The organism is Caballeronia sordidicola (assembly GCF_000729995.1).
Taxonomy (GTDB): domain Bacteria; phylum Pseudomonadota; class Gammaproteobacteria; order Burkholderiales; family Burkholderiaceae; genus Caballeronia; species Caballeronia sordidicola_A.
Map to the genome: position 1 here is coordinate 1 of NZ_JNFG01000214.1, position 26368 is coordinate 26368.

A 26368-nucleotide genomic window follows, 5' to 3' on the forward strand; every position below is an offset into this window, starting at 1 on the left:
CCCCTAACCCCGCCCGCAGGCGGGGAAGTCCTTGCCGCCGGACGGGCTCGGTGGCTGGCATCGAACAGCTATGCCAGCCACATGCCCTTGAGCGTCAATGGTCAGATGGGCGCGTCAATGGTTCGCTGCGCCGGACGTTCCGTCCGCCATTGACCCGCCCATCTGACCATGAAAGGTGAATGCAACTGACGAAAAAAAGCCCGCGTCTCAGGGAGATCGCGGGCATTGTGTTGTGGTGGCAAGGCTGTCGCCTACGCTTCGGAAATTGCAGCATCAAGTACTGCTGGCGTGATGTCCATCAGCTCCAATCTACGACAGATCTCTGCATAGTCTGGGTCGACCCTCATACTCGTGAGTCCCCTGTCCTGCAACTCATGGAAAGCCTGATACCCGCTGTCCCGTCGCTGGATTAGCAGCCCTTCTGCATTGCGAGAAACGACTACCACACCGCCGACTGCTGAGGTACGGTAGAAGATTCCGTAGATCTCATCCGTCAGTGGGAATCGCCCTTCGGAAGGTTCAAAGAAGCAGTAATATCGCTGCAGTGCGAGTAGCCAGGGGGTGTCGGTCGGCGCTTGCAGCATACAGATTCGGCTGAGTGCGCCTCCTGAAACGCGAAACCCTTTTGACTCGAGTGCACGACAGCGCTCCGCAAGCTCGAGCGCGTCGCGTCTGCTCTCGGCAGGATCGCTGTGCGAGTAATGCTCGATCTGCCTGCCCTTCCAGAACACGTACCCTTGATGATCACGAGTCAGATGCACTATGCCGTGAAACCAGTGACGCGTGGTTGCATACGCTCCCGAAATTACCGAGCTATGGAGCTTTTCGAAAAGATCCCTGCCCGCCTCGTTCAACGCACCGTTTACCGCCTGTTCGACGAGTTTGAGGTCTCTCGCCTCCAACGTGTCGCCATCGCGGGTTCGCTGAAGAATCTCGATTGCTTTGTCTGCAACTTCAACCTGTACGCTTCCCATCATTCGATCTCCTGAAAGTAAGTCCGCGGCTGCGGACAATGAACTGAGCCCAGGAGATGTGAGGACAAAAAAAACCGCGCTTCGAAAGGAAGCGCGGTTCGTGGTTTGCAATCGCTAGGTTCTGTCACTCTCGGCTGCATCGGTAAGATCCGACCATTCCTTCGCAAGATGTGCGATCGGATCATCTGGCTCGTCGACCATCTCACCATCCGCGACGCGAATCAGCAAATGTCCCTCGCCGGGCATTGCGCCCGGGTCGTACTCCATGCGACACCCTGCCGCGGCGAGCTCCTGCGCGATTGCTTCCCGGCGATCGATCGCATCGACTCGTGATGCGGTGGCTTTTGATGGATGAGGTGCAGCGTCCGCCGCTCTCCTGGCAACCAGGGTAGCGGTGCTGCGCACGAAATGGTGCGAATCATCTAACAGCGCGCGCTGTGCATCGGCGTTGCAACGCGTGAAGAGCAGATCTGCGACAAGGGCGCGGGCGCCCCAATCCAGACCATGGAGATGCGCTGGCGAGATCTCGGGTAACAGTGCCAAGTGCCTTACTTCCATTTCACGCAGGTCGTACAACTTCCCGACGAACTCCGCTGGCATGCTGCCCTTTCTAGGGTATCGGTCGCGCAGCGCCTGGGACGAAAGCACTACGTCTGAGTTCAACCCTCCGTCGACCGAACCTGCTATTACAATCGCTACCCCGCTCGCCCGAATGTTCGTTTCGCTGCTCATTGAGAAATGTCCTTGTGTAAGCCAGTGCTACCGGGCGATGAACTAAGCACAAGGAATGTCGCGACAAAGAAAAGTCGCGTTGAGTTTTTTGTGGCGGCGCATATCCGAACGCCATGTATATGATTGCGCTCACGCACGCTGGATGAACCTGTCTGGTATGGCGGAAAGGCTGGCGACCGGAGCGCTTCTACGGAGAAAAACAGATATGCTTGAAGGTGTAATGTGGTTGTTCATCAACCTCGTGCTTCCAGTCATCGCACCCATTTTGGGTATGTGGCTGGAAATCGTGTCCGCGCGTAACATTCGGGACGACGCTGAGAGGTTGGACGCGCTCAGAAGACGCCGGATCGTCATGCTGTTCAAGGACGGGCAGCTTGGATGGGTCGGCCTGCTGATGTGCTTTGCGGCCGTCTCCGATACGCTCGACGGCATCAGAAAGCACGGACTGCCCAACTGGGCGCCAGTGGTTTTCGTTGCGTTGCTCGGACTGGTTTACACGAGCGGGTATTTCGCGACGAAAGGTGCGGTGGATACGGCTGACGCGCTGGACGGCTTTGCCTGGCGGACTTTCGCCAAGGACTATCCGACCGCGTTTTATACTATAATATTCACTGTGTTTTCTGCCGCATTATTTGGTTACGTCCACTTCTGGGCTCAATGAGGATCCGACTATGACTACCATCGCACATCGCCTTTTCCCTCGCGCGCATGGCAAGGAAGCCATGTTGTCGCTGTCCGCAGTCATTGCCGGCGCCGTCGGGTCCATAGCAACGATCGTCTTGATCGTAGGCGACGTCCTGAAGCTCTGGCACTAAACCCGCCTCGCAGCCCCTATGGGTTGCTAAGCCAAGCTATACCAAAAAGCCGCCCCATGCACGGGGTGGCTTTTTTTTGTCGCACACCTCGATACCGCGCTGACAAAGCCATTTGGGGTGCCTTCAGGATCCGGACGAAAACGTACGTCAGCCGCTCGTAAAGCCTTACTGGGGAAAGATCAGACCTTCCACAGAAACAGAAACCATGACGCCAACACGTGCGAAGTTAAGTCTTTGATTTTATTGATTGTGCACCGCAGCCGTCGTAAGAAAAAATCCGAATCCTGAAGTCATCCCTGCAGCAACACCCTTTTTCTTCGAGCCGCGACGTTCGAAACAAGCCGAGAACACTTTGCGCCCTGCGTTTCGCCAGGCCAATGATAGACACGCTGCGCATCGCCTATACTGTATATCCATACAGCTTTTGTGATGCAGAATCATGTCGCTCAAAATCGAGGATTTCGAGCCCGTCTCCAATGGAGACCTGCGTGATCTATGGCGGATTTGCCGCGATCCAGCCCTTCGTCGGCTAATCCTAGAGGTGGTGCGCTACCGGCGCGTCATAGACAGAGCGCATGCTGAGGCGCTGGAAATTCATTACGGCCTGGGAGCAAATAACCAGGGGAAAATTGTTGGTGTTGCGAAGTCGCTATTAGCTCGCCTACAAGACGAGCACGTCCGACTCGGATCACAAGGTGGCATCATGATCAAATTGCCGACGGACGGTCAATATGCCGGTAAGCGTTGGTGAACCAAGGATGTGCCGCACAACCGTAGCTCTACAGGAGCGATTCGTTCACCTCAGACTTCGGTTTCGGGCGCCGCGGTGGAATCGGCGCAGGCGCGGCGGCCATCTCGTTAGCGGGAAACAGGTTTAGGAACGAACGTGCCTCGTCCGTTGTGCGACAACCAAGCCAGTCTTGGTATTGCTCAGGCCGCAGGATGATCACCGATCGCTTCTCGGCCCCCGGCTTATGAAAGCGCCGCATGAGCTCATGGTTCTCGGCATTGACGGTAAGCATCGAAAACGACAACGAAGGGCCGTCTGGATCGTTCCAAGCGCGCCACAGGCCGGCAAGAGCGAGTGGCTGGCCAGAGCCCAAGCCGATCCGCCAGCGCACCGGCGATCCGGTCTCATAGTTCGGCTCGTAAAAACTGCGACACGGGATCAGGCAGAGCTGGAGGTTCTTCCATGCTCCGCTGAAGCTGCGCTTCTCCCCGATCGACTCAGCGCGTGCATTCATCGTGTCGAAAAGCTTCACACCCTTGGGAATGTGCTTGCGCGGCACAATGCCGAAGGTGGCAGGATTGGTCAGCCGCTCACCGCCGTCCATGCGCAGGATGGGCGCCGCGTAGTCTTTCCACGTCTCAGGTGGATAATCAAAGGTCGGACGCGGAAATTCGCTGAATGCCTCGAAATCGATTTCTTTAGATGGATCGTAGTTTGCGCACATGGGCCACCTCCTGCCTTAATGATAGCGCTGAGTTAGGCCGTTTTTCGGAGAGACATCATGGACCCGACTGACCTTCCGGACGCAACCCTCGACTACTGGGTCGAACGAGCGGAACTGCTCCGTTTAAACCCGCGCGCGTCCGCGGTCGATATCGCCAGCATTTCCCACTGGCCGCGATACACACTGAATCCTGAACTGGCGGAGCCAATCATCGAGCGCGCACAGATCGTCATCGATGAGATCGATGATCCGGGGCGCGGAATTGTTTTTTTTGCACGCCGGCCGCATGCCGAGCCAGTTTCGATCTTCGTAGATCACCGCGAGTTCCATGGCGATACCTACCTCGACGCGGCCATGATCTGCTACATCGCGTCGGTCTTTGGGCCAGAAGTTGAATATCAATTGCTCTGGGATGACGGAACATCGCGCTATGAGCCGTATGAATAGATTCGCAGCAGGCTTTGTGGCAAGAAGATTGGTTGATTCGCCGCCGCGCGCGGCAGGGAGATAAGCATGACGCACGAAGAATTCGGGGCACACGTCGCCATGTTGCTGCGTGATCAGCCGCGCGGTACAACTGCAGATCTGACTGACTTCGCGGTTGCCTACTGGGACGACAAGCGAGTGCGCTACGTGTTCCTTCACGAAGACGGCCAAGACGCGCTCGACGAAGAACTCGACCTGCCTGATTATCTACTCGATCAGTGGGAAGTTGACTTCGCTGTCTGGTCCTCGGAGCCGCATTATTCGTTGCGGCCGCAGCTGCTTCGGTGGCTCAAGGCTGGTGCGTAGGATCGCATCCGAGGCGACCCCCGTGCAACTCGGTTACCCGAGCCGTACAGAAAAACTGAGGACGCTTCTCGATCGTTGAGGCCGGGAAATCGCCATCATCCGTATGCCCCAACGGCCAGGTTCGGATGTGACCGTACTGAAAACGCGTGCGGACTACAACGAGGCGAGCCAGTTTATAGCGGCCTACGATCGAGACGCTGACCGCTGAGACTCGTGGTAGCCGAGGTTCCAGATTGGGGCTGTGCCTCCGTCGCTCGCGTGAGCGGTGCCTGCCAGATCACGTACAGTTTGCTCACCGGTCCGTTGCCACGCTCGTAGCCGTAGAACGTATCGCCCTTGTCAAGCGCGACACAATATGGCAACCCCGGCTTTTCCGGACCATCAAGGGCACCCATGTGCAAGAACGCCGTTCTCCGATCGACTGCCCGCGCACAGATTTTCTCGACGTATCGGTACATGTCATCTCGGTTTGACATGTAATGCTGACCGTCGTCGTCGGCAGGAAATGCCATAGCCGCCAGGTCGTTGTCCTGCGCGATCTGTATGCCGACTTCGACGAACGATTGCACGACTGAGTCGGCCTCGTACTGCGCGTCCGCCGCGTTGACCGTGTTGATTGCACGCATCACCAAGGTTGCGCGATGCGGGTCGATCGGATCAATGCGTTCAACGTAGAGCATCGCCATGCCGACCAGCCGCCTGCTCACCGGGTTAAACACCACCAGATGCGACTGGCGCTCTTCGCGCCACATGCGCACGTTATCCGCCGAGCACAATTTCGTCGCCACCTTCGCGAAGTAAGCCGCCGGATATTTTGACATCGATGACTGGTATTCAACTTCGCTGGCCTTCTCAGACGGTCGACCCTTGAACGCGCTGACCTGCCGGTGTGCCCACGTCCCGTAAATCCCGCGTGCACGCGCCCCGATTTCACCGAGCACCACAATCAGCCGATCGCGCGGCACCCTACTATCATCAGCCACCGGCGCCCCGGCGAGACGCATCACCAGATACCCGGCGGCCTCCTCGGTCAGCCTCGCAGCGACGGTCGTACCATGCTCCGAGATCGCATCGTGCAACTCGACATCGAAAAAGTCCGCTACCTGTTTAGCCGCGGCATGCCGCCGGTCGACGTCATTCGCATGCATTTCAAGCGTCTCGATATGGGTCAGCAGCCTGTCCACCCTGTCGGCTGGAATCACACCAAGCAGCACCCCGAGGTGACGATGGAAAGTCTGCGGACTCACCGACTGTCGCGAGCAGTCGCGCAGTTGCTTGGGCGACAGTCGGTAGCATGCGTTAGACATGTCTCCGTCGGCCTCTCGACGGAACGTCGCGCCATATCCGATCGCGGCCCGGATCGCACGTAGTCCCGCTGAATCGATCGGTCGCTTCAACTCAACTGGCTTGCGACGCCACTTCATCATGTAATGGTTACGTTTTACGAGATGGTCAAGATGCTGCACGAGCCCCGCCGCTCTCGACCATCGCTGGTCTCCTTCTCCCAACTCGATCCCATATACGGCCGTGACAGCTTCAGCCTCCAACTGCGACAGCGCCGCACCGGAAGGTCCCTGTCCCCTCAGCAGCGACTCCACTTCCACGCGAAACGCGGCGAGTTGCCGTTCATATTCCTGCGCACCGGCAAGGTAAGCACCAATCAGGCTGGCAGCCAGCATGCCGCCCGTTGCGTCCAATTGCGGCTGGATCCCGGGCAGGATACGCACTTCGATGTCCAATTCAAGTGCATGCCAGCGGCGCCAGTAGATCGTGCACGCCGGCTCGTCGTTGAACGGCAACTGCCCGAGCAAATGACGGCACGCAGCGGACGACGCTCTCGAGACCGCCGCAAGATTACCCTGAACGAAGAAACAGTTGCCGCGGGCGCAGGCATCGTCCAGCAACAACCGCGAAACAGGCTTTTGCCAGCTCACCCAGCCAACTTGCTCGATACCGCGTGAAGCGCGCTGCCAGGCACGCAAGGCGTGCACCGTTCGCAGCTTTCGCGCCTCAGCCGCATACTCAAGTAGACTGCGATCGATCTGTGCCAATTGCCGGACTTCATCGAACGCAGGCAAGTCCGGCACCGGCAGAATCGAAACCAGGTACTCAAATGCATCGATGCGATTCGCTCCGATGTTGCCAACCCATTCGGCCACCGTTTCGGGCACGGACGATGTATTGCGCAGCGCGCAATACATCGACAGGAGTCGGTCCAGATTCCGCGAGGCCACGCCGTTCGCGTACAGGTGTTGGAACGCCAGCACACCCGCCGGCGCACCAAACCCGTAGCGCTCGAGCACGCCGAGGAACGACGCCAGATCGTCGTCGCTTCTCTGGATCACATATGCGCGGCACGCCACAAGCTCATTGAAACCGAGCGAATGCGGCGGCGAACACAACAGATCGATAGATCGACGCGGGTCACGATCGCGCTCGCGCATCTGCAGCATAAGGGACTGGAGGCCCGAAAGGTCGTCAAGCGACGCGCCCCGCGTGCGCAGTTCGTCCACGGTTTCTTCGTTCGGCAACGCCTCGACTTCCAGAACCCTGCTGAACAACGGCCACTGCTCCGGTTCCTTCGCGCCGATCACGTCAATCACGAAATGCCAGTTGCGCGGTCGTGCTTTCCAGAGCAGCTCGACCAGCAGTTCGAAAAGATGCGCCACATCGACGGCCCCCCGTTCGCCCAGCGTCCTGAGCGTGAGATCGAGCCCGGCCGGGTCGCAGTGCCGCCAGAACTTGAGCACCTTCAACGTCGCCCGACGAGGGACTCCGTGTTCGAGCAGTCGTCGAATCACCTGGGGCCCCCCGTCGGTCGATTCCACGTCCCAGTTGTAGCCGTGGTTTTGCTCGCGCCACGACTCAAGCCAGTGCAGTTCGTCGACCGAACGGATAACCTGAAGGTCGATCAACACGGCGAGTTTCCCCTGGGGAAAGCTGCGCGACATCCCGCAAAACACGGCCTGCAATTCCTCCGCCGTTTCAATCCCGAGGCGCCACGCATTGCGCGCAGTCACCACGTCGAAATACTGCAGTTGCTCCAGCACGGCGTGGCTACGTGGTACCGTGAACTTGCGCACAATGAAGTCTAGTCCATCGCCGTAGTATGGCGTCTTTAGCAACGCAGGACCGGCAAGCCGGTCGAAGATCAGCTCACGTCCTTCTGGCGTCCCCACCTCGCGAAGCCGATCCGCTGCCAGCCGAAGCGCCAATACCGGAAAGAATCCCGTCGCCAGAAATACGCCGATCTTCGCGGGCCAGGAAAGCCGCACTGGTACGTGATCTGGAATTCCTAGCGCGCGTCGGGCAAAGTCAGCGTCGGGTGACCGCGGCGCGCACAACTCATCGATACCGCTCGCGACCGACTCCCGAAATGCCTTGATGATCCGACGGCCGTAGGCAAGCCCACGTCGTGGCGCCTCATCGTACCCATACCGCGTACGCCGCGGCAAATCCGATCGCCCTTCATCCAGCCGCCACCTCGCGTACTCCGTCTCCAACTGCCGCTGTCGAAATGCACGATACGCACTTGTCTCATCCTGAGATTGAGATAGAGTGACGGTCGACTGAAGGCCGGAATTGTCGCTCGAGCATGTTGGCATAGGCGGGTCTCGCTATAAGGTCAAGTGCGTGGCCGCTACTAATTCGTTTTCCGCCGCGGTGCACAGCCAGCGTGCAACGGTGGCGGTACTGGTCATTTTATCAATGAGCAGGTGATCAACGCGTTCGTGCAGCTTCCGGCTCCGCACGCGTAGCGCATCCACCTCGGCAGTCGTCTGGCGCCGCACAGTATTGGTCATTCAACGAATCCCTAGACCGGCACTCTCGACGCTCAACACTTCGCGCGCTATGCTCGGCCTCTATGTTGAGCGCTTAGACAAAGCGGCCCTACCCTTTCGCTAACGGCAAACACCATGCGCATGATTCAAATCGGCCCCAATGTTGCGTTCGCCGCCGTCGTGCTTTCGCCGGAGTGGAACGGTATAGCGACCGGCGACTTTAGGCCCGCCCCGGCGCAGGTTGGCAGCTCAGCCCGCGTAGTGGCTCCGAGCACGGCAAGAACGACGAATCCGACCCACGAAATCGAGCAACTCGGCTTGATCTAATGGCAATCGGGTTTACGCATTGCGGTAGCGTTAAGGCGCAGCCAATGCAAATCTCTATAACCGTGCACCCGTCATTTCAACCACCGATGACCGATATCGATACCGACACCAACGGGGCAGCAGCGCCGCCCCGCTATCGCTCGTGGGCAGAACGCGAAGCGGCACAACGCGCGGCACAAGACGCTGAGCGTGATGCGCTCTCGCAACGCATTCAAGCGTCCCGTGCCAGTCAGAACAGACACGAGCGCGAAGGCTCTCAACGCAGGCAACTCACCGACATTCAGGTATTCCGCGCCCTGATGCTGGATGTCCTGGAACACCCACTCGCCAAAACGAAATCGCCTCGATCAGGCTCATTCGCTTCGTTTAAAAGTGTCTGCTCGTTGATTAAGCAACGTAGCGGCGAGGATCCAAGTTTTCTGGCGCCGGGCCTCAGTCAAAATCTGCCGTTCTTCCACAAAATGATATCAACACCCGCCGCTTGGATCGCGGTCGCAGACCAGCTCGCCAACAATACAAGGGCCGGCCTCACACGGGAGATGACTGCACTCGGACCCTTCGCAGGATTGAGAGTCAGCATTCGTTCGATCCTGGTGAATGCGGGTATCAACGACGTCGTTCAGTTACGTGGTGCAATCGCCGAAGGCTCGATCGTGCTCGATCACGACATTTCGAGCAATGGATTGACCCGCCGACGTTGGACAGAATTGCTCGATTGGATCGACCGGCAAGCGTAAACCACGCAGCCTGCAGATTTGCCCTCAATACGTCGATGAGATCTTGCGCCAGACGCGGGTAGCTTTGCGGGCAGATGATGGAAAATTCTGCCTAAATCCTGAAGACACATCAGGCTGACCGCAACGAACAGCAGTCACGAAGGCTAAGCACTTTGGCCATCCCGACTGGTCACGGTTCCCGGCGCGGCGAGCCAAAAACTCCATTTGCAATCGCCTGCGCAACGCAAACCACGATAGTTGGCAACTGTTCCCGACACGCTTCGATTTTCTCGATAACTTTTCGTATGTCATCCGCATCAAGCCGGATACGGCCCATGCCCAATGCAAGGACAAATTCCGAGAGCGCCTCACCCGTCTGCTCTTGCGCGCCGTCGATCATCTTCATCAAAAGATCGCGCAACTGATTGCTGAAACTCTCGGTGTGTGTAGCCACGTAGTTGAGTTCGTCGCCACTGCTCGCCCTCAAAATGGCCGCTTGGATAACACCGTCATTGAAGCGGACAAAATTGTCTGGCGCGAGCACCCGGCGCTCATACTCGCTACAGCGAAGTCGGTCCGGACCTTCTGAATGACGAAGATTATTTAACAGGCAAGACACAACAACGAAAATGTCTGCCTGGCTCAATGACTGTTTCCCGTCGCGTGTGGGAAGAAGTACGAAGTTCGAGCGAATTTGTAAGGCCTCGCCAGCGTACGCTGGCCAGAACAGGTCGCTCGTCATTCCTTGCGCGCTTGCATTGGCGAGGACACTTCGACGGCGAGTCAATTCGACGGGAATCTCCAAGTCTTCCGCCTCAAGCCAATCCGAAACCGCCGTCAGATAAAGCAGCTCAGACTCCCATGGATCAACGGCGCGATCATCCGGTAAGAGCAGATCGTGGATTTTGTGAAGCGAGTGAGTGTTCGCTCCTCGGTCTCCAAAAGTCAGATTTGTGCAAACCGACTTGATATCCTTCGGTGTCTTGGCGCGTACAAAGGGCGCGAAGTAGATCACGTTGCCGCCTGGAACAACGGTTCGCAAATCTCGACTGATGCCCATCATCTCGATTGCGTTGTCTATGCAGGGTGTGACGACCAGTGCCGCGCCTTCGGGCACCGGGTCGGAACCGTAGACTGCCACGCCTCGCTTTTGCACAACCTTAGCCATGTCGAGATACTGGCGCCCAAACGCCGCAACAGTCTTGAGCAATTCGCTAGACCAAGGGTACTCGGGCGAAATTAAATGTGAGACATTCGCTGGCACGTGACGGCGAAGCATCCGATCCCACGATTCACGGAAGCTAACTGCAGCAGTCTCTTCTGCATCTAGTAGAGACCCCAAGTCCACGGAGATTTCGCTGGTGCGATCGCCAATTCTTTTGTGGACGCGAAACAACCCTATCCCGGCATACCCGCCCAACAACTTATATTGCTCCTCAGGCAGGTGCTTCTTGACCAACGTAATGCCAACGGACCTGGGAAGCGCCGTAAGAAAGAGATCGCCGCCGATCTGGATCGGGGAAGAACCGCCTTTACAGAGCGAGCAATCGTCAGGTTTATAGCTTTCAATGAGAGCAAGTCCGTCGGGATTCGAGGCGGTCTTCGCCACGTTGCATAAACTGTCTTGATCATTCTGCTCGTTCGCCAGCAGAAAGACTGTCAATAGCCTATTCCGGGGCACACGTCGCTGAAGGGCTTCACGGGCGAGGTTGCCCGAACTGCTCGCCGAAATGACGAAGAGCGTCTGATCTATCGCGCTTAGATCCTCATCGGATAGGCCTTCGTATGATTGAAACGAGTCGATCACCGGCATTTGCGCCTGCGATCCACTCGAGACTGCCATTGCGCAGCCCGCATAGACCAGCGACGCGATGGCGGAGGTGTCAACCAAGATTCGCTGGGTAGTCTGCGATAAGAAGCTTTGTAGCCAGTATGCGAGTGTCAGCGTGTCACCGGAACGGACCAGCGCGTTTGAAGCACGTATAAACGAATCGCTGTGAGCGCCAGAGGTTTTGCTGAAATGAATTCCGCGCGGCGCGACCTGCAGGCATTTCCGCGATTTAAAGATCGACTGGCTTGTCATCTGCCTGGCGAAATCAGCCTCCCGCTGCGGGTCCACCAGATAGCCTGCTGCACCAGATAACAAGGGCTCGAAACCCTTTCCGTCTCTCTCAACCAGGACTCCAAAGCACTTATTTTCTGCGTTGCTTCCCCACGCCTTCGATAGGCGAATCATAAACGGAGAGTTTATTTCCAATACAGATGCAATGAATTGCCTATTTGGTTGAAGACCGAATAGCACAACCTTTGAAGGAGCCAGGTTCTCACGAAGATGCGCCGATAGGGTTCTGGTGAGCGCTTCAATATCTTGCTCGCTTGAGTGAAGCACAATGCTCAGTTGCGTCTCTGAGTCTGCTGTATGAGTCTCACGTCGATGTTCGTACAGTGCAAAACCTGCCATCAGGCCTCCACCGGAATTAACACCGACACGGTCGCCCCGGTAACTGGGCCGAGCGCACTTGGCTTCGAGGAGACGCCTTTCTGCCAATCCATGAGAACTGCTTCCGTCTCACTTAAGGGCGTGGTGGGCAACATGTGGAAATCACGGTAAAGGCAAATCCGATTGGTTCGGATGCGAATAAATCCGTTGAGCGCTCGCAGTGCGCGCAACACATCGGTTAAGCCCAAGCCTCGGTTTGGGTTTCTGGCGGTGCTGTGTCCAGACCGCAGGCATTCCAGGACAGCCCTGTACTCCACGTCTATGTCGCCTTGCGGATCGACTTGCTTGCGAAGCCAGCTTCCAACGAATCCCGGACCGCTATCCAGTACCGAAAATTCGAGGATGCCACGGAACTTCTTCTTCGTCTGCGAGCGCATTGTCGCTGCGCCCTCGGATTGGAAGGACTTTATAAAGGCAAGGTGAGGTGCAAGCGGCACGCTGGATTTTTTATTCACCACAACGGCAATGTTTTCGATCGGATAAAACCGCGAAAAAAATACCCTTACGGAATTTTCGATCGCCCGACCTTCGGCATCAAAAAGTGCGTGATCTTGGGTATTCTTCATGAGCTCAAAGAGCAACGTTGTAAGCAACGGATTTTGCTCTTCGATCACTCCCGTGAGTTCCTCGGCGGCCATGACGCTACCAATCATCGACGGTACGAACTGCTCGAAATGCTTGTCGTTTTTCAGCAGCCGGTCAGCATTAAAGAGAGGCGCGGGTAGCCCCTTACTGTAACCGTCATCACAAATCAGGAACGAGGTGTCCATGCGCGCGAGGTCAGGCCACGATCTCAATTGTTCGAAGTAATCGTTTCGAATACTTCGGAGCGCTTTCCGATCCGTGGGCCGGAACTCCGATCTGCCCAAAATGATGAGCACCAGTCCGAGCATGCTTGTTGCCAGCACATGGTCCGCATCGCCTGGAAGTTCGGTTATCTGCAATATTTGGCCAATATCGGCCGGGCTGAGTGCGCGGAACCAGCTCAGAAGAGCTTGTACCCGCGAAATCTCCTCTATAGGAAATTGCGCCGTGTTCCCGACGTCTGAGACGTCTAAGCGAAACGTCTTTGCAAAGTTTGCTCCAGATCGAGAAATCGAGCTGACAAACTCCTCAAAATCATCGATTGTGCGTGGAAGATTCATTATTGTTTACGTATTAGGTCGCGGAGGCTTACTCGAAAGCAGTCTAACGGAGCGAACGGTATTTGAGCAGAAAAATGCCGCGTAAATCGCCGCATACCCACCACGGATGCCACGCCTTATACATGCGCTAAACTGACCGCTAAACCACAAGGGGAGCGCTCATGCTTGGTGATGGGGAAGGACTCGAATCAGAGATCAAGTTTGCTGTAGGCGCGACATTTGAAAAATTCGCGAGAAAATGGGACTTGCCCATGGAAAAATTACGCTGGGTAGACATTTGGGCGCCCTTGCTGAGCCGGTTCACGGTGACAGAGATCAATGCCGCGGCTGACTATTGTGTGAAAGAATTTCGTCGCCCACCAGTGCCGGTTGAACTTATCGAGTTGGCCACGCGTGTTCGATTGGAAAAACCACTTTCCGAACCGATCGTCTCGAAAATCGAGCGGATGGCGTTCCTGATTCTGTCTAGTCAAGAGTTCGCGACCGTAGACGTTTCCAACTCCGAAATCGCAGACGCATGCCTCATTGCAGCAGCGATCGCTCAACTCAAGGCTTACCAGGAAACTTTGCCCGACATCGATCCTGACTATCTCCTCACGGAACTCAGTGGGCGCGCGAGGATGTTCGCCACCGAAGCGGCCAACTGGAAGCGCGATGCACACGACGGGAAGGGATATTGGGTAGATGCCTTCATGCTCTCGCCCAAGGACTAGCCTCCGCTTATCGCATTGGGTCTTGTGTCACAAATCTGACCAGCCGCCATCGTCCTCTCTTCTCCCCGCCGTCTGCTCGCAAAGCCCAGTTGCTCCGGCGCCATCCTGTCCAGCCAGGAAGCGCGTCGACAGTGAACCCATCCGCGAGCTTAAGGTTGGCAAAACGCGTCCGTGGAAGTCGCCACCGTTCAGGGTAACAGTTCCCCGAGCCTAAGCGCCATGCCCGCGTAAGGCGAACTCGATTCAATTTCAAAGCGAAACGCGTTTCTTTCGTCGGCCAACTCGGGAACTACGCCGTGCCAGAACAGAGTCGCCTTTTGATTAATTAACGTCGGAAGATAGTTGAGCACCAGATTCCGTTTTTTTGGCACCAAACGCAAAGGGAGTTTGCCCGTTCCGTGTAGAAATGTCTTTCTGCTTTGTATAAGAAAGCAGTGCTCCTTCTCAACGACGGCCGCCGCGCCATAGATGATCCGTTCGAGCGGATTCAGCGAATCGATGTCGTCGGCAGCATTACCGAGAAATGTAAAGGCCGTTTCGTACGTCAAGTCAAAATCCCCGACGGTTAACGGCTGGAGCGCTCGTTCACTCGGTGTCATGCTAGTCCAAGCGTCAATCACTTCTTCGAGCGTTCCCGGATGTCGCGCGGGGAGTGTCCGTACCCTTGCCGCAAGCTGTAGCAGTTCCGCCGTTGTCGGCGCAACAGATTTCTGCTTTATCGTCGGGCCCGGACCGAGAAGGTTTGGCATGGGCTTTGCCGGTTCGTCCGCAGTTCTCGGCTTCGGCGCCCCAGGATGAAGCGCGGATTCAGTAGTGCGGGCCTCATTGGGGCAGCCGGCAACATGCTTATCAGGAGCATAGAAATACGTGTTGACCCTCTTCTTGGCGTGCACCCTGACAAGACAGGTCTCATGCGGACAATAACAGGCAAGTTCAAATGTCGTATTTGTGGCGTACGCGTACTCCGCAGTGATTTTTGTTTCGAATTGCCAGCATAGAGCTTCCGTCATCAACTCATCCCGCATACGATCTATCTCCGATGCAACGAATTTGTCCCCCCAGCGATCCAAGGGCAACGATTCTATAAATCATTTCCAATTCCGAACTCGTTAATCGCCCGTCGGACCACTAGACGTGGCTACTGCGATACGCCCGAAACCTCGCGCCCAGTCGTCGTTAGCATGTTCTGTCCGACGCTTGGCCTGCCGTAGCGTACTGTGACGTCCCTTCCATCAAACGTTGGTCGATATAGCACTGGCGAGAACTTATTGCCCAAGCAGCGTGTGATATTCCCAGACATCCTCATATCCTTCGGCAACGAGAAATCTCCAACGGCCGGCAACGCCAGATATGGCAATGCCAACGGCGCTCACTGCTTGCGATGCTCGCCGTGCAACGGGATGAAAAGTCGGGATCTTGCGAAAAACGTTTCGCTCGCCCAGATGAACCAGCCCGTTAGTGCCAGAATCCGCATTGATTCTCATGCCGTTTAGCGGGCGGATTCCGCTCTTCACGTTTAACGACACACCCAATTTCAGATGCATGTCGCAAGAAGAGAATTGGGGGTGGAATCGCCGGCAAACTGCGCGTTGTTGTTCGTGCAATCTCGTGTCCGTTCGGATAAAAAAACGCCAGTTCGTTAAGATACGCCATCCTGCCAAGTAGCCGGCATTTGAGCAACGGTCACAGGCACCGGCAAAACTCTGCGTGCGTGCGGCCAGTCGCCGCCGTTCGAGGCCTGCTTTCAGCTTTGAGCTGAACTCGATCTTCATGTGAACCCGTCAGCGATATCATGGAGCATGCTCTTGATTTGGATCAAAGATGCTCGAAAACTATAGACTCAGACTCATGTTCGAGTGGGGAGGTGGCTGCCTTTGGGCGGGAGATGACACAACTCGCGACAAATACGGAGTTGGCCCAATTGAGGACTCGCTGCCGCTGGCCGATGAAACGCGGAGAAAGCTTGCCGACATGATTGTATGGCACGACCTATCGCTCAACTGGGAATATCCTCCGGACCCAGGGCCATGGGACGCGCAAGAGTACGAGCGCTTCGAAGCAGCAGCGTCCGATATATGTGTTCTCCTTCAGTCGGAGTTGGGAGACCGCTTCTCCGTCGTCTACAAGCGATTAGGATTTTACGAGGGGCGTGCTGGAAGAAAGTAGCCCGAGTTCCCGATTACCGCACGTCTTACCTCGCATCGAATGGTCGCTCCCGAGATGCACCACTGTCCGCAACGGTGACGACCAGTGCCATCCGAATCGCACAACCTCACAAAAGCTGAACGTGCACAAACTAGCGAATCTTGAGACGCCCCTACTGCGTCGAGCGATCATCGGCGCCCACGAACTTGAGGTTCATCGACCCTCCCACCACTACTTGCCGCCCTTCTCAACGAGCGCTCGCCGATATTGGTCGTTGTCAAGAAGTAGGAGATCTATGCGCTCCTGCAACTGCTTTACTTGCCGTCGCAAGGCGTCCGCCTCGGCAGTTGCCTGCAGACGCACCGAATCGTTTTGAAACTTCAGAAATTGCTCCGTCCCGCGTAGCTGCTCGGCGACTTTTCCAAGTGCTCGTGCGCCGTCCGCCGACTCGGCGATCGTGCCGTGTAATCCCTCAAGCAACTGCGTGATGCGCGTCTCGGCGATCGTCGCGCGTGCCTCCGCGTGTCCCGCTTCGCGACGAAGCCGGCCATTATCTTCCTCGAGGCGGCGCACTCGCGCATGGGCATCTTCCAGCGCCGTCTGCGTCAATCTTGCGTGCATCGTCTGGTCGCCGGCCGGGCATGCGCCGGCTTCGCCACTGGACGACGACTTGGTGGCCAGCAACTGGGCGAGCAACTCGTGCACGGGTCCGAGCGCGTCTCGGACAACCGGTTCCACCGCTCGGCGTAACGTGTGGACGTCGAACGCCGACGTAGGTGCCGCTGATACGTTTTCGTCGGCAGACAGTGCCGCTGGTGCCAGTGCCTGTGCACGCGCGATCGCCTTCTGGATGGTCGTCACACTCGGCCGACGCGTGACCGTCATCGAGGCCGGCACAGCATCAATTAGGCGCGCGTAAGTCTTGGCCCCATACAGGCGGCCCGTCACGGTGCGGATTTCATCGATGACGCCATCGAGGAAACGCGCGTTATCCGTTGGGAACGCCCGATTGCATTGATCGATGCCGGACACAATGAGACGCATCTGTGCGTTCGACCAGCTCAGTGAGGATCGCGCCACGCTGGCCTACTCCACCGACTCGATGCGGGCGGCATCGAATGTCGATGTTGCGTTACCAATGTTCAGCGCTTCGTCCGCCTGCAGCTTCGCCAGCATCGCGAGCGGCAGCTCGATACCAAAGGACCGTGCTTTCTTGGCAAAGTAGCTGAGCCGTCCGCTCAGGCCTGCATCTTCGTCGTGCAGATTGCTGTAAAGCAGTTCGTCATCGTCGAGGGTTTCAATCACCATGAAGTGATATTGCAGAAACTTGTCCCAGCCCATCAGGACCGTTATTGCCCGCCCGTTGACTGCGGTTCTCAAGGTGCGCTGAGTCATCGCGGTCCTCCGATGCGACGGATCGCCATTCGCGTGGCCTGCGCGGCAAGTTCCGCTTGTAACTCCGCCCACTTGCCCAAGAGCGTCGGGTCGGTCGTCAGAAAAAGCGGTTTATCGGCCCATGCGGTCACCCTGTCGCCACGTGAGCCGATTTCGAACACGCGTAGATCCTCGTCTTCGCTCACGCCGTTGTCGAACAGGTGTCGGTACGAGTACAAGTTGTATAACTCCAGATCGGCGCCGGGCCGACCGGCGATCAGCGCGATTACCGCTTCAAAAAACCGCCGCGCGGCATCTCGCGTGGATTCGAGGGCAAACGCCTGGACACTGCCCTCCCCCGTTTCCCAGATGATTCGGTACAGGCTGACGCGGCAATCGTGACTCAGTGTCGGCATGGTCAATTCGTCCTTCAGCTATTAGCGATTCGTGTATCCACTGGCGACATGAGCGAGGGTGGCTAATCGATGAGGCCCGACAGCTCGATTGACTTGCCAATTCGCGTTGAGGCATGTTGACAGTGGCCCCTCTTAGTCGTTCACGCACCGCCGCCTGATACGCCAGCAGGATCTGTGCGGCTACGCGCGCGCGAGTGAGCGAGTGAATCAAGGACGGCCCGCACCACCTGTTGCGAGATTCCTGCGAGGTGGCTGTCCGGCGTGCTGCGTTCGCGGATGTGCCTGTCCGGGTGGATCAGATTTCGTGATTCACGCAACGCCTGCGCATGCCTCGCGTGGCTCGCGTCGAGGTAGTTGAGTTCTGCCGCCACGGTGATGAGTTCCGCGAGCGTCCATCGGTCGAGCGTCTTAGCCTGTCCGGTTCGGTCGCGCGGTGCCTTGGCCGCCGCCTTCGTGCGTGGCTGATCCCGACCAAGCCAGTCGAGCAGTACCACTTCGATGATCGAGCCGAAGAGTGCCGTGGCAGCAAGCCAAGCGCACGCGCTCATACAACGCCCAGCCTCTTCCCAGCGAAAGCGCAGGTTATCCGCAAACGCCGGGGCGAGCCCGAGGTCGTCAAACGGCAATGCCGGGGGTGCCGACGGCTGTGCTGCGAGAATTGTCGCGGGTGGGCAGAGGCCGAGGCGCGGAACGACAATTTGCAGGTAATGTCGCCGGCCGCTGCCCGTGAGGCGCAGCGCCTCCGGTTGCAGACCCCATTCCTCCGACCCCACGAGTCCCTGCTTGATCAGGTCGTCGCGTGCGAGCGTCCGACGCGATTCATCAATGCAGTCCAGATAGACGCACAGGGTGCGCCATGTGGTCTCGTCGAAAGCCAGTACGTCAAGATCACTCCCGCCTGCTGCGATCAGCGCGACGATGAGATCGGCCGGATCGGCGTCGCCAGAGATCAGGCACGGGTGACGTCGGCCGCGCGCCTGCCAGCGACGTTCGCGGGCGGCAAGGCCGCCCGGCGTGGCCCGCCACGCTCCGCTATCCGCTGGTCCGTCTCGTTGCGCCAGCCCTTCATCGCGCAGCGCGATCAGCCCGGCCTCGAGCTGCTGCGGAGCGAATGCAAGCGCCGCGTCGAGGGCCAGCATGCTATCGAAAGCGTAGGCGGTATTCCACGTACGCGCCTCGAACATCTCATGCTCGTACAGCGCGTCACGCAGGCTTTCTGCTTGTAGATCAGTCAAGACGGCTCCGGGACGTGTGGATCGGTGGCCACCTCTGTTCGATGACCGTGCGCAAAATTCTGCCACAGATACCGTTATTTTTATAACGATATTTATAACGTCCATTTCCCCTACTGAACATTACCGCCAGAGTGTTCAGTAGTTACATAATTGAATCGGCAAGAGCTATATTGTGCAACTAACGATCAGCGAGAATTCAATCCACATCCAACAACGCTGCCAATGCGAAACCGTCACTAAAATTCGCTAACCAAGATCGGTTCGAGCAAGCGCGGGCGCCGTTGGCGTAATGCTCCGAACCTGCGATGAGGTGACAGTCTTGGGAGCTATGTATGTGTTGTAGGTAATACGAGTCGGTCCGGTTACTGATCACCGGTGCAGCACAACGGGTTGAAGGCGGATGAAAGATCGAAAGACGGTTAGTTGCATTATCGATTTTCATCATTGCGAGCACTAGATATTGAGACGGCGGCTAGCGATTAATGTCTGCCGTTTCGAGGTGACACCCAATGCCCTCTTTGATCGAATCCGACAGCTGCGAGCTAACGCGTTTTAATATCCGTGGCGTACAAACTAGGATACAGATCGACCAGGTCATGCTGGCTACCCTGTCGTTCGAGGTCGAGGATCTGCAGCAGCAGACGCGTTGCCCGTTCTGGAGACGTTTGTCGTGACGGTTGTGCTTCGCGAATCCGCGACGCCAAGGCTGCCTTTTCGACGTTGTAAACGCCAGGCGCTGACGGGGTGCACCACTTGGCGCGAACCACTTGCGATTCGTTGACGTACACGCTCGACCTTATGGAATCAGTCCTCGCATTCGCCGGTGGCCAACCAATCGTCGGCCGACAGGGATGTCCGTCCGCGGTGTCCGTTTTTGATCGTCACGATCAGTTGTGCGGCCGTGCCACGCAGACGGCCCTCTCCGAGGAACCGGGACTCGATGTGCCCGCGTTTCATCGACAAGGCCACGACCACGTCGTCTGTAACGGCGCTAAGGCCGTATTCGTCGTCTTCAATGCATTCGAAAAATCGCCACTGCACACTCGAGATCCCCGGCAGGACGAATTTCAGATGAGGAGTCGAGATCTGATCGCCGTCTCGCAATGATAGGAGCCCCTCTGGAGCGCGCGACCGGTCAGCCGAGTGCAGCGAGAGGATGACGGCACTGTTCAGTACCACCATCGTGCGTAGGTGAAGGGCTGCGTAGGCCTCGACTGGTCCCAGTCTCACATATGTGCTTTCGCGATGAGGAAATGACACGTTATAAAGCGCCGATGGACAAGGTGAAAAGTAATCGGCACCCGCACCGATCTTTGAAAGCCCTCGCCGCTATCGCCCGGTGGCTTAGGTGTGAGCCGAGACGTTCGCCCCACCGATCGACAGCAACTGCGGATCGGGCTCGAGAGCAAGAATTTCTCTCACTCCGGCCTTGCATAGCGGCAAGTTCAGACCGAAACCCGCGCCAATCTCGAGCACCGTTCCTTCTGCCCTGCCAATGACTCGCTCCCGGTACGGACGAAGCATCGCATTGCGCATTGACATGTCGCAGAGCCGCGGCAAGACAACATTGCGGTAGAAGCCCATGTTTTTGATCTCCTTATCCGATGCAGCGTCCATGTCGGCGAGCGGATGGCCTCGCCGACATGTTTCGCCGCGGGCCTACGCACGTTCGATTGCGCGTGATTGCCCGTTGATTATGTTGGTTGCGTCACCGTGCGCAGATACGGCTTAAGCGTCTTGAAGCCCTGCGGATACTTTTTCTTGGCTTCCTCATCGGAGACGGACGTCGGAATGATCACGTCCTCGCCCGGTTTCCAGTTCACCGGTGTGGCGACCGCATGCTTGGCGTTCAACTGAAGTGCATCAAGCAAGCGCAGCACCTCGTCAAAATTGCGGCCCGCGCTCATCGGATAGACAAGCATTGCCTTGACCTTCTTGTCGGGGCCGATGATAAACACCGAGCGCACTGTGGCATTGTCCGCCGCGGTTCGCTGCCCGCCGCTCGCGTTCGGGTGAATCATGTCGTAGAGCTTCGCGACGTTCAGGTCCGCGTCGCCGATCAACGGATAATTGACTGCGTGCCCTTGCGTCTCTTCGATATCACCAACCCATCTTTGATGGTCACTCACGGGGTCAATGCTCAGTCCAATGATCTGGGTACTACGTTTGTCGAACTCTGGTTTCAGGCCGGCCAAATAGCCAAGCTCGGTCGTGCAGACAGGCGTGAAATCCTTCGGGTGCGAGAACAGGATGGCCCATTTGTCTCCGATCCATTCGTGAAATCGGATCGTCCCTTCAGTGGTTTCGGCCGTGAAATCGGGTGCTTCCTCGCCTATGCGAATAGTCATGTCAAACCTCCATTACTTGCGTGAGTCGAAGTATCCCAGCCGCACCACGGCGGGCACTTCGGGTTGAAAGTCACGAACAATTATTGTGCGCTTTTTTCCGGCGGGGCCGTTGCGCTTTGGCCGGACGCGGAAGTGTCTGCTTTTGCTTCAACGCCGCGGACGTCGTCCACGTCGAGACGTTGTATGCCTTGCAATATCGTGCAACTCGATCGACTATCGCCCGCGCACTGTTGCACGAGCTGATCAAGCGAATCGCGCATGGACGTCAATTCGGCTATCTGAGCATTCAGTTCCGCTACGTGTTTCAAGGCAACCGCCTTGACATCGGAACTGGCTCGGTCCTCATCTCGCCATAAGGCAAGCAAATGCCTGACGCGTTCGATGGAAAAACCGAGCGCGCGAGTCTGTCGAATGAAGCGCATGACGTGAACGTCGCTTTCCTTATAGATCCGATAGCCGCTCTCAGCACGTCCATGTGGTTGTATCAAATCGATACTTTCGTAGTACCGAATCATCTTGACCGACATACCGGTAGCCTTGGCGGCTTCTCCGATGTTCATACGACCTCTCCTTTACTACTGCGGGCAGATTAACCCACGTGGTTGTTTTAGTCCGCGGCGGCCGGCGCTTGAGCAAGAGAGCGCCTCCGAAGCGGCTTTGGCTATATCTCGCGTCGGGCTTCACGCCGGGCGAGCGCACACGATGACGCGTTCGCCCAAGATGAAGCCCCGCTGCGAATCGCTACTTCGCAATACGCGATTGCGGCTGCTGGTCCCGAGCCGTTTCGCTTGGGCGGGTGCCTTGATCGTCCTTACTATGGTTCATGCTTTTCATCATGAAGAACATGGACAACGGGCACAGCAGGAACAACAAGAAAGGTCCACCGCTCAATACGAGGGTTCGGAACTGAGGAAACGCCGCATAAGCCGCAGCTAGTACGACGAGCATGACGGTTCCCGTGGCGATCATCGTTTTCATATTGCATTTCATGGTGTTGCTCCTATTTCAGATTCGGGAGAATGCTCGCGCGTGCGAGCACTGCCGTGTTATTTCGCGGGCGGTGTCTGGATCTTGTCGGCGTACTTGAGCATGATGTCGCCCATCGCCTTCATCATTTCACCGTGCATTTGCATCGCGAGTTTTTCGTTGCCTGGAGGGAGTTGCCCCATCATCGGGCAGTTGCTCATCATCCCCTTTCCCATCATCCCTTTGCTCATCATTCCATCGCCCATCATGGCGCTGGCGTGATCATGCATGGCCGGCTGCGGTGGGCTGGCTGCGGCGCTCAATCCACTCGCTCCCAAAAGCGCAAGGGCCAGTGACATAGTGGCTAAACGTTTGGTGTTCATTTCGATTTCCTTCGCCTCTCCCTAAGTCGGGAGTAAGGCCGTCTGTTTATGTTCCCGTGGCGTCGCGCTGAAAACGCTTGACGCGATTCGTCGAGCCGAATCATCGACGTGCTGGCACGCAACCGCGCGGCGAGCTGACGCTGCGCGTACGATCTAATGCCCAATCGCTGGAGGGGAGTTACAGAACTTGTGGCGGACGCTGCGGAAGATCAGGAATGAATTGCGCAAACGCAGTGGCGTCGAATGACGCGTAGACCGATGTCGAGGGCGCTGGGACCAGCGCGATCGGATGGGAAGATATCGCCGCAGGTGTGCAGGCAAGGCTACCGATGCTGCCGTGGCAATCGAGCTGATGCGTGGCCGATACAGCGGCGTCCACGTGTGCTGCCTCTACTGAGGCAACCGCATACGGGACCGCCGAGTGATGCAGTGACGTATGCGATCCGGCCATGGCCGATGAAACTTGCGGGCAAATCAATACTGGCGTGGCAAAGCCCGTCAAAGGCAGCCACGCAATCAAGAAGCACAGTAGTAATTTAACGACGCGTTTCACGAGATGTTGATTTCTGAATAGGTGTTCAGTTACAGATGCATTTGTTCTTGGATCCGGATTACACGGCGAACGCCGCGCCGCGGGTCGCCGGCTTTCCTTTCAAGTTCAGACCTTGCCGCACGGCAGGTCCACTTATTCCATCCAATATAGGGCAACCCGGCCGCTTGTCGCCCGCGCAATGTCGCGAGAGGTTAGCGAGCGTGTCACGCATCGCCACCAGTTCCGCAATGCGCGTGTTCAACTCGCCGTGGTGCGCGGCGATCGTCTTCACTTCGGCGCTCGCGCGGTCCTGATTCAACCATAACGAAAGCAGTTGCCTGATCTGCTCGATCGGGAATCCCAAGGTGCGGGCTTGTCGGATGAAGCGCAACACATGAACGTCAGAGTCACCGTAGATCCGGTAGCCACTATCCGTGCGACCAGCGGCCTCCACGAGATCGATGCTCTCATAGTAGCGGATCATTTTCGCCGTGACGCCCGAGGCGCTCGCCGCTTGTCCGATGTTCATCTTGCACCTCATACGTTAAGTCACTGCGGTGTGGCGAATGGAGGTCGAACCTGCTAACGCGCCAGATCGCATGTTGCAAGCATCGGCTGCGAAAGGCCCTCCACACCACTGCCCGCTGATTTCCAATTTTTACTCTAGACCTTCCAGTTGCGGGAATGTCAAGGTTTTTTTGGTGTTGGGTGACGGCTTAAAAACTCGCTCCGCGGCCCTTGACACTCCAGTGACGGGAGTGTTTAGACTCCGCTCCATTGTCAGATAACGCATGGCGTAGGCCAGCGAAGTGGCGAAACGTCCGTGGAAACACCCGGACCGCGAGCGCGCCTTTCTTGAGCGCTCCGAATGGCAAGACCGGCGGTGATTAAGCAAGCCAACGAGTAGGGGCGAAAGAGATGCGGTACACAAGAACAACGAAGGTAGCGGTGGTACACCCGGTGTGCGGGGCAGCCGGATCGACCGCGCCCGCCGCGAGTGAATGCGGGCGTGCGACCCTGTTGCTCGCCGATGTGCAGTGCATTTCGCACAACCTCCGCCAATCCGCCTGAGGCACCATGCGCCGCGAAGCTAACCGTACGCTAACCGTCATCACGCTCCTTGTTGCGCTGTTCTTCAGCCAGCTCTGGGTGGCGGCGTACGCTTGCACAACGACACCTGCGCTTTCCAGCTCATCGTCTACTGAAGCAGTCACGTTCTTCGATGGTCATACCGACCTTCGCGATCACCACGTCGCCGCGGTTTGCCACGCCCACTGCGACAATTCTGCGCAACCTGATCACGCCCAGCAACCCGCTCCATCGCCACTCGTTTGGATACCGTTGATCTGGGGTGCGTCGACGATCCCCGCATTGGCGATCCAGCCACGCTCGCCGACACGGCCTGAGCCTATTCTGCTTTCTGCCTCTCCCCCTCCGCGCATTCTGTTCCAGGTTTTTCGAATCTGATCTCTGGCGATTGACGTCGATCGTGCTCGGCGAAAGCTAGCGCGCGATCACGCTCGTTCGCGGAAAAGGTTTTTACGCTTGTCCCACCGTCTGCCTGTTCGCCGCGTGCGAACTGTGCGTCGCATCGCTCGCCGCTTGCCGGGCCTCCGATCGTTCGCGAAGACGGATAGAGCACAAGCGTTTCGCAAACCAAGCAAATTTAACTAAGTCGCCTAAGTCAAGTCGCGGGTAAGCCGCCCACGCTTTGAAGCTTCGGCAATTTGTGTCGTCGATGCGTATCGCGTGTTGCCTATCGCGTATTACGCACTGCGCTTATTTCTCACTAAGGAATTAACAATGAAACGCGTCACTTCGTTCAAACACGCTGTCTTCGCAACCCTGCTCCTGTCGACGACCCTTACGGCCTTCGCGGGTGGTGGTGGTTCCGCCGAGCCGAGGGATTACCCATTCCAGAATGCGCTCTCAAGCGCGGGTCAACGCACGGCATCGACAGCTTCCGGCGCGGCCGTTCTTCCCGCGGGCGTCACGGGTTCCACCGCCACCGCGCTGGAAGCGCCTGCAGCAACTCACAGCACTTCGACGGGCAAGTCACGGGCACAGGTGCGCGAGGAATTAGTGGAAGCGCAACGCATGGGCCTTATCCCATCAGGCAAGACTGACTATCCGCCCAGCGCCGAGACCATCGCACGCAATCAGGTGCGATTCCAGCAGGCTGCACCGTTTTGGCGAGCGCATGGAGACCTTCCCTCGCAGGGGCAAATGGCGAGTGACACCGATCTAAGCAAGTGAGTCATTGCTGTGGGCCATCGGGCTTCATTGCATGCAGCCGCGCAGCGACCCCTAGTCATTAGTCATCCAAATTGAATGCGCTAACGCGCTTGACTTTCTTTCGCGCTTGACCCAATTAACATCAAGGAAACACACATGAAACGCATCACTTCGCTCAAACAAGTGGTCTTCGCAACATTGCTGCTGTCCGCAACCGTTACCGCATTCGCGGCGGGCGGCGGATCCAATGGATTGGGGCGTAATCCAAACCTCTATGCGCCCTCGCTTGTTAGCTCAACATTGCACTCGCAGCAAACGGTGCTAGCAAATAGCGATGGTTCCGAATCCACTGTCCTCACGACTGGCACGAATGGTCCTTCCACCGCAGACCGCATCACAGCTTACGGGAAGACCCGTGCACAGGTCCGTGCCGAGTTGTTGGAGGCGGAGCGCGCCGGTACGGTCCCCGTTCATAAGAATGAGTACCCGCCCAGCGTCGAAACCGTAGCTCGCAACCATGCTAGGTTCCAACAGATCGAGCAGGCTTGGCGAGGAGAAGATCCGGTCGTAGCGAACAATCGGTAAGTTCGCCGTGCGGGCTGCTTAGCAGCGGTGATGCGACGTCGGGTCTTTGTCGTCTATGGATCACGTTACGACGAGGGCAAAGCTTGATCGTCTTTCATCGCTGTTTTTCAGCGTATCTATCCGCACCGATGTCCAGATGTAAATGCTCGGTGGTCCGCTACGCATTCAAAACTCCTTGACACCTTAAAAAAATGTCTCA

Annotated in this window: 31 protein-coding genes; 10 read left to right on the forward strand and 21 right to left on the reverse strand. The window is 57.3% G+C overall.

What is annotated here, in order from left to right; genetic code table 11:
* Positions 1–251 precede the first annotated feature (251 nt).
* Both FH08_RS0144595 and FH08_RS0144600 read right to left on the reverse strand, forming a co-directional pair.
* The gene (locus tag FH08_RS0144595) at positions 252–977 is read right to left on the reverse strand and encodes a hypothetical protein (RefSeq protein WP_031364581.1); all 726 of its coding nucleotides are present in this window, start codon (positions 975–977) and stop codon (positions 252–254) included.
* Positions 978–1088: 111 nt separating this feature from the next.
* Positions 1089–1706 (reverse strand): hypothetical protein, encoded by a 618-nt coding sequence (locus FH08_RS0144600; protein WP_152603082.1) that lies wholly within the window; start codon positions 1704–1706, stop codon positions 1089–1091.
* Between the two features lie 142 nt (positions 1707–1848).
* Here FH08_RS0144600 and FH08_RS0144605 point away from each other — a divergent pair, with 142 nt between their 5' ends.
* The 3 genes from FH08_RS0144605 to FH08_RS0144615 all read left to right on the forward strand — a co-directional run bounded on the left by FH08_RS0144605 (position 1849) and on the right by FH08_RS0144615 (position 3272).
* On the forward strand, positions 1849–2367 hold the full coding sequence (locus tag FH08_RS0144605) for a hypothetical protein (protein ID WP_152603083.1): 519 nt from the start codon (positions 1849–1851) through the stop codon (positions 2365–2367).
* A gap of 10 nt (positions 2368–2377) precedes the next feature.
* Complete coding sequence (locus tag FH08_RS52825) at positions 2378–2521, forward strand: hypothetical protein (protein ID WP_160172564.1); 144 nt, start codon at positions 2378–2380, stop codon at positions 2519–2521.
* Positions 2522–2960: 439 nt separating this feature from the next.
* Positions 2961–3272, forward strand: coding sequence for a hypothetical protein (locus tag FH08_RS0144615; protein WP_031364584.1), 312 nt, complete (start codon positions 2961–2963; stop codon positions 3270–3272).
* 28 nt (positions 3273–3300) lie between these two features.
* Here the strand turns inward: FH08_RS0144615 and FH08_RS0144620 are convergent, their stop codons facing one another.
* Entirely contained in the window at positions 3301–3975 is a 675-nt protein-coding gene (locus FH08_RS0144620; protein ID WP_031364585.1) for an SOS response-associated peptidase, read from the reverse strand.
* A gap of 57 nt (positions 3976–4032) precedes the next feature.
* Between FH08_RS0144620 and FH08_RS0144625 the strand changes: the two genes are divergently transcribed.
* Positions 4033–4422 (forward strand): phage protein NinX family protein, encoded by a 390-nt coding sequence (locus FH08_RS0144625; RefSeq protein ID WP_031364586.1) that lies wholly within the window; start codon positions 4033–4035, stop codon positions 4420–4422.
* Positions 4423–4488: 66 nt separating this feature from the next.
* Entirely contained in the window at positions 4489–4767 is a 279-nt protein-coding gene (locus FH08_RS0144630; protein WP_031364587.1) for a hypothetical protein, read from the forward strand.
* Positions 4768–4940: 173 nt separating this feature from the next.
* Here FH08_RS0144630 and FH08_RS0144635 read toward each other — a convergent pair whose 3' ends face one another.
* Both FH08_RS0144635 and FH08_RS0144640 read right to left on the reverse strand, forming a co-directional pair.
* Positions 4941–8222 (reverse strand): hypothetical protein, encoded by a 3282-nt coding sequence (locus FH08_RS0144635; protein ID WP_152603084.1) that lies wholly within the window; start codon positions 8220–8222, stop codon positions 4941–4943.
* Between the two features lie 162 nt (positions 8223–8384).
* The gene (locus FH08_RS0144640) at positions 8385–8570 is read right to left on the reverse strand and encodes a hypothetical protein (protein ID WP_031364589.1); all 186 of its coding nucleotides are present in this window, start codon (positions 8568–8570) and stop codon (positions 8385–8387) included.
* Between the two features lie 114 nt (positions 8571–8684).
* Between FH08_RS0144640 and FH08_RS0144645 the strand changes: the two genes are divergently transcribed.
* Both FH08_RS0144645 and FH08_RS0144650 read left to right on the forward strand, forming a co-directional pair.
* Entirely contained in the window at positions 8685–8876 is a 192-nt protein-coding gene (locus tag FH08_RS0144645; RefSeq protein ID WP_031364590.1) for a hypothetical protein, read from the forward strand.
* Between the two features lie 86 nt (positions 8877–8962).
* On the forward strand, positions 8963–9613 hold the full coding sequence (locus FH08_RS0144650) for a hypothetical protein (RefSeq protein ID WP_031364591.1): 651 nt from the start codon (positions 8963–8965) through the stop codon (positions 9611–9613).
* A 169-nt stretch (positions 9614–9782) separates the two neighbouring features.
* Here the strand turns inward: FH08_RS0144650 and FH08_RS0144655 are convergent, their stop codons facing one another.
* On the reverse strand, positions 9783–12053 hold the full coding sequence (locus FH08_RS0144655; protein WP_031364592.1) for a hypothetical protein: 2271 nt from the start codon (positions 12051–12053) through the stop codon (positions 9783–9785).
* Positions 12053–13237, reverse strand: coding sequence for a hypothetical protein (locus FH08_RS0144660; RefSeq protein ID WP_031364593.1), 1185 nt, complete (start codon positions 13235–13237; stop codon positions 12053–12055). The genes FH08_RS0144655 and FH08_RS0144660 overlap by 1 nt, the downstream gene beginning before the upstream one ends.
* A 161-nt stretch (positions 13238–13398) precedes the next feature.
* Here FH08_RS0144660 and FH08_RS0144665 point away from each other — a divergent pair, with 161 nt between their 5' ends.
* A complete protein-coding gene (locus FH08_RS0144665; protein ID WP_031364594.1) occupies positions 13399–13950 on the forward strand; it encodes a hypothetical protein in 552 nt (183 codons plus the stop codon).
* Between the two features lie 188 nt (positions 13951–14138).
* Here FH08_RS0144665 and FH08_RS53860 read toward each other — a convergent pair whose 3' ends face one another.
* The 14 genes from FH08_RS53860 to cueR (FH08_RS0144745) form a co-directional block, all read right to left on the reverse strand.
* Positions 14139–14975, reverse strand: a complete 837-nt coding sequence (locus FH08_RS53860) for a hypothetical protein (RefSeq protein ID WP_235210703.1) — start codon at positions 14973–14975, stop codon at positions 14139–14141.
* A 240-nt stretch (positions 14976–15215) separates the two neighbouring features.
* Complete coding sequence (locus FH08_RS49065) at positions 15216–15722, reverse strand: hypothetical protein (RefSeq protein ID WP_235210704.1); 507 nt, start codon at positions 15720–15722, stop codon at positions 15216–15218.
* A 604-nt stretch (positions 15723–16326) separates the two neighbouring features.
* A complete protein-coding gene (locus FH08_RS0144685; protein ID WP_031364597.1) occupies positions 16327–17175 on the reverse strand; it encodes a hypothetical protein in 849 nt (282 codons plus the stop codon).
* Positions 17176–17181: 6 nt separating this feature from the next.
* Positions 17182–17490 (reverse strand): hypothetical protein, encoded by a 309-nt coding sequence (locus FH08_RS0144690; RefSeq protein ID WP_075583461.1) that lies wholly within the window; start codon positions 17488–17490, stop codon positions 17182–17184.
* Complete coding sequence (locus FH08_RS0144695; protein ID WP_031364599.1) at positions 17487–17885, reverse strand: hypothetical protein; 399 nt, start codon at positions 17883–17885, stop codon at positions 17487–17489. Before FH08_RS0144695 ends, FH08_RS0144690 begins: the two co-directional genes overlap by 4 nt.
* 140 nt (positions 17886–18025) lie before the next feature.
* On the reverse strand, positions 18026–19120 hold the full coding sequence (locus tag FH08_RS0144700) for a hypothetical protein (protein ID WP_031364600.1): 1095 nt from the start codon (positions 19118–19120) through the stop codon (positions 18026–18028).
* An 804-nt stretch (positions 19121–19924) separates the two neighbouring features.
* Positions 19925–20302 (reverse strand): hypothetical protein, encoded by a 378-nt coding sequence (locus FH08_RS0144710; RefSeq protein WP_031364602.1) that lies wholly within the window; start codon positions 20300–20302, stop codon positions 19925–19927.
* Positions 20303–20464: 162 nt separating this feature from the next.
* Positions 20465–20704: a hypothetical protein gene (locus FH08_RS49070; RefSeq protein WP_200878885.1), complete on the reverse strand. Its 240-nt coding sequence runs from the start codon at positions 20702–20704 to the stop codon at positions 20465–20467.
* Positions 20705–20814: 110 nt separating this feature from the next.
* Entirely contained in the window at positions 20815–21468 is a 654-nt protein-coding gene (locus FH08_RS0144720) for a peroxiredoxin (RefSeq protein WP_031364604.1), read from the reverse strand.
* An 80-nt stretch (positions 21469–21548) separates the two neighbouring features.
* Positions 21549–22028, reverse strand: coding sequence for a Cu(I)-responsive transcriptional regulator (gene cueR, locus FH08_RS0144725; RefSeq protein WP_063771277.1), 480 nt, complete (start codon positions 22026–22028; stop codon positions 21549–21551).
* A gap of 181 nt (positions 22029–22209) precedes the next feature.
* Positions 22210–22458, reverse strand: a complete 249-nt coding sequence (locus FH08_RS0144730; protein ID WP_031364606.1) for a DUF2933 domain-containing protein — start codon at positions 22456–22458, stop codon at positions 22210–22212.
* 56 nt (positions 22459–22514) lie between these two features.
* Complete coding sequence (locus tag FH08_RS0144735; protein WP_031364607.1) at positions 22515–22817, reverse strand: hypothetical protein; 303 nt, start codon at positions 22815–22817, stop codon at positions 22515–22517.
* A 178-nt stretch (positions 22818–22995) separates the two neighbouring features.
* A complete protein-coding gene (locus FH08_RS0144740) occupies positions 22996–23370 on the reverse strand; it encodes a hypothetical protein (protein WP_152603085.1) in 375 nt (124 codons plus the stop codon).
* A 58-nt stretch (positions 23371–23428) separates the two neighbouring features.
* A complete protein-coding gene (gene cueR, locus FH08_RS0144745) occupies positions 23429–23878 on the reverse strand; it encodes a Cu(I)-responsive transcriptional regulator (protein WP_063177222.1) in 450 nt (149 codons plus the stop codon).
* Positions 23879–25152: 1274 nt separating this feature from the next.
* Between cueR (FH08_RS0144745) and FH08_RS51520 the strand changes: the two genes are divergently transcribed.
* A complete protein-coding gene (locus tag FH08_RS51520; protein ID WP_081889814.1) occupies positions 25153–25605 on the forward strand; it encodes a DUF4148 domain-containing protein in 453 nt (150 codons plus the stop codon).
* A gap of 135 nt (positions 25606–25740) precedes the next feature.
* Positions 25741–26169 (forward strand): DUF4148 domain-containing protein, encoded by a 429-nt coding sequence (locus FH08_RS51045; protein WP_051889008.1) that lies wholly within the window; start codon positions 25741–25743, stop codon positions 26167–26169.
* The last annotated feature ends 199 nt before the right edge of the window (positions 26170–26368 follow it).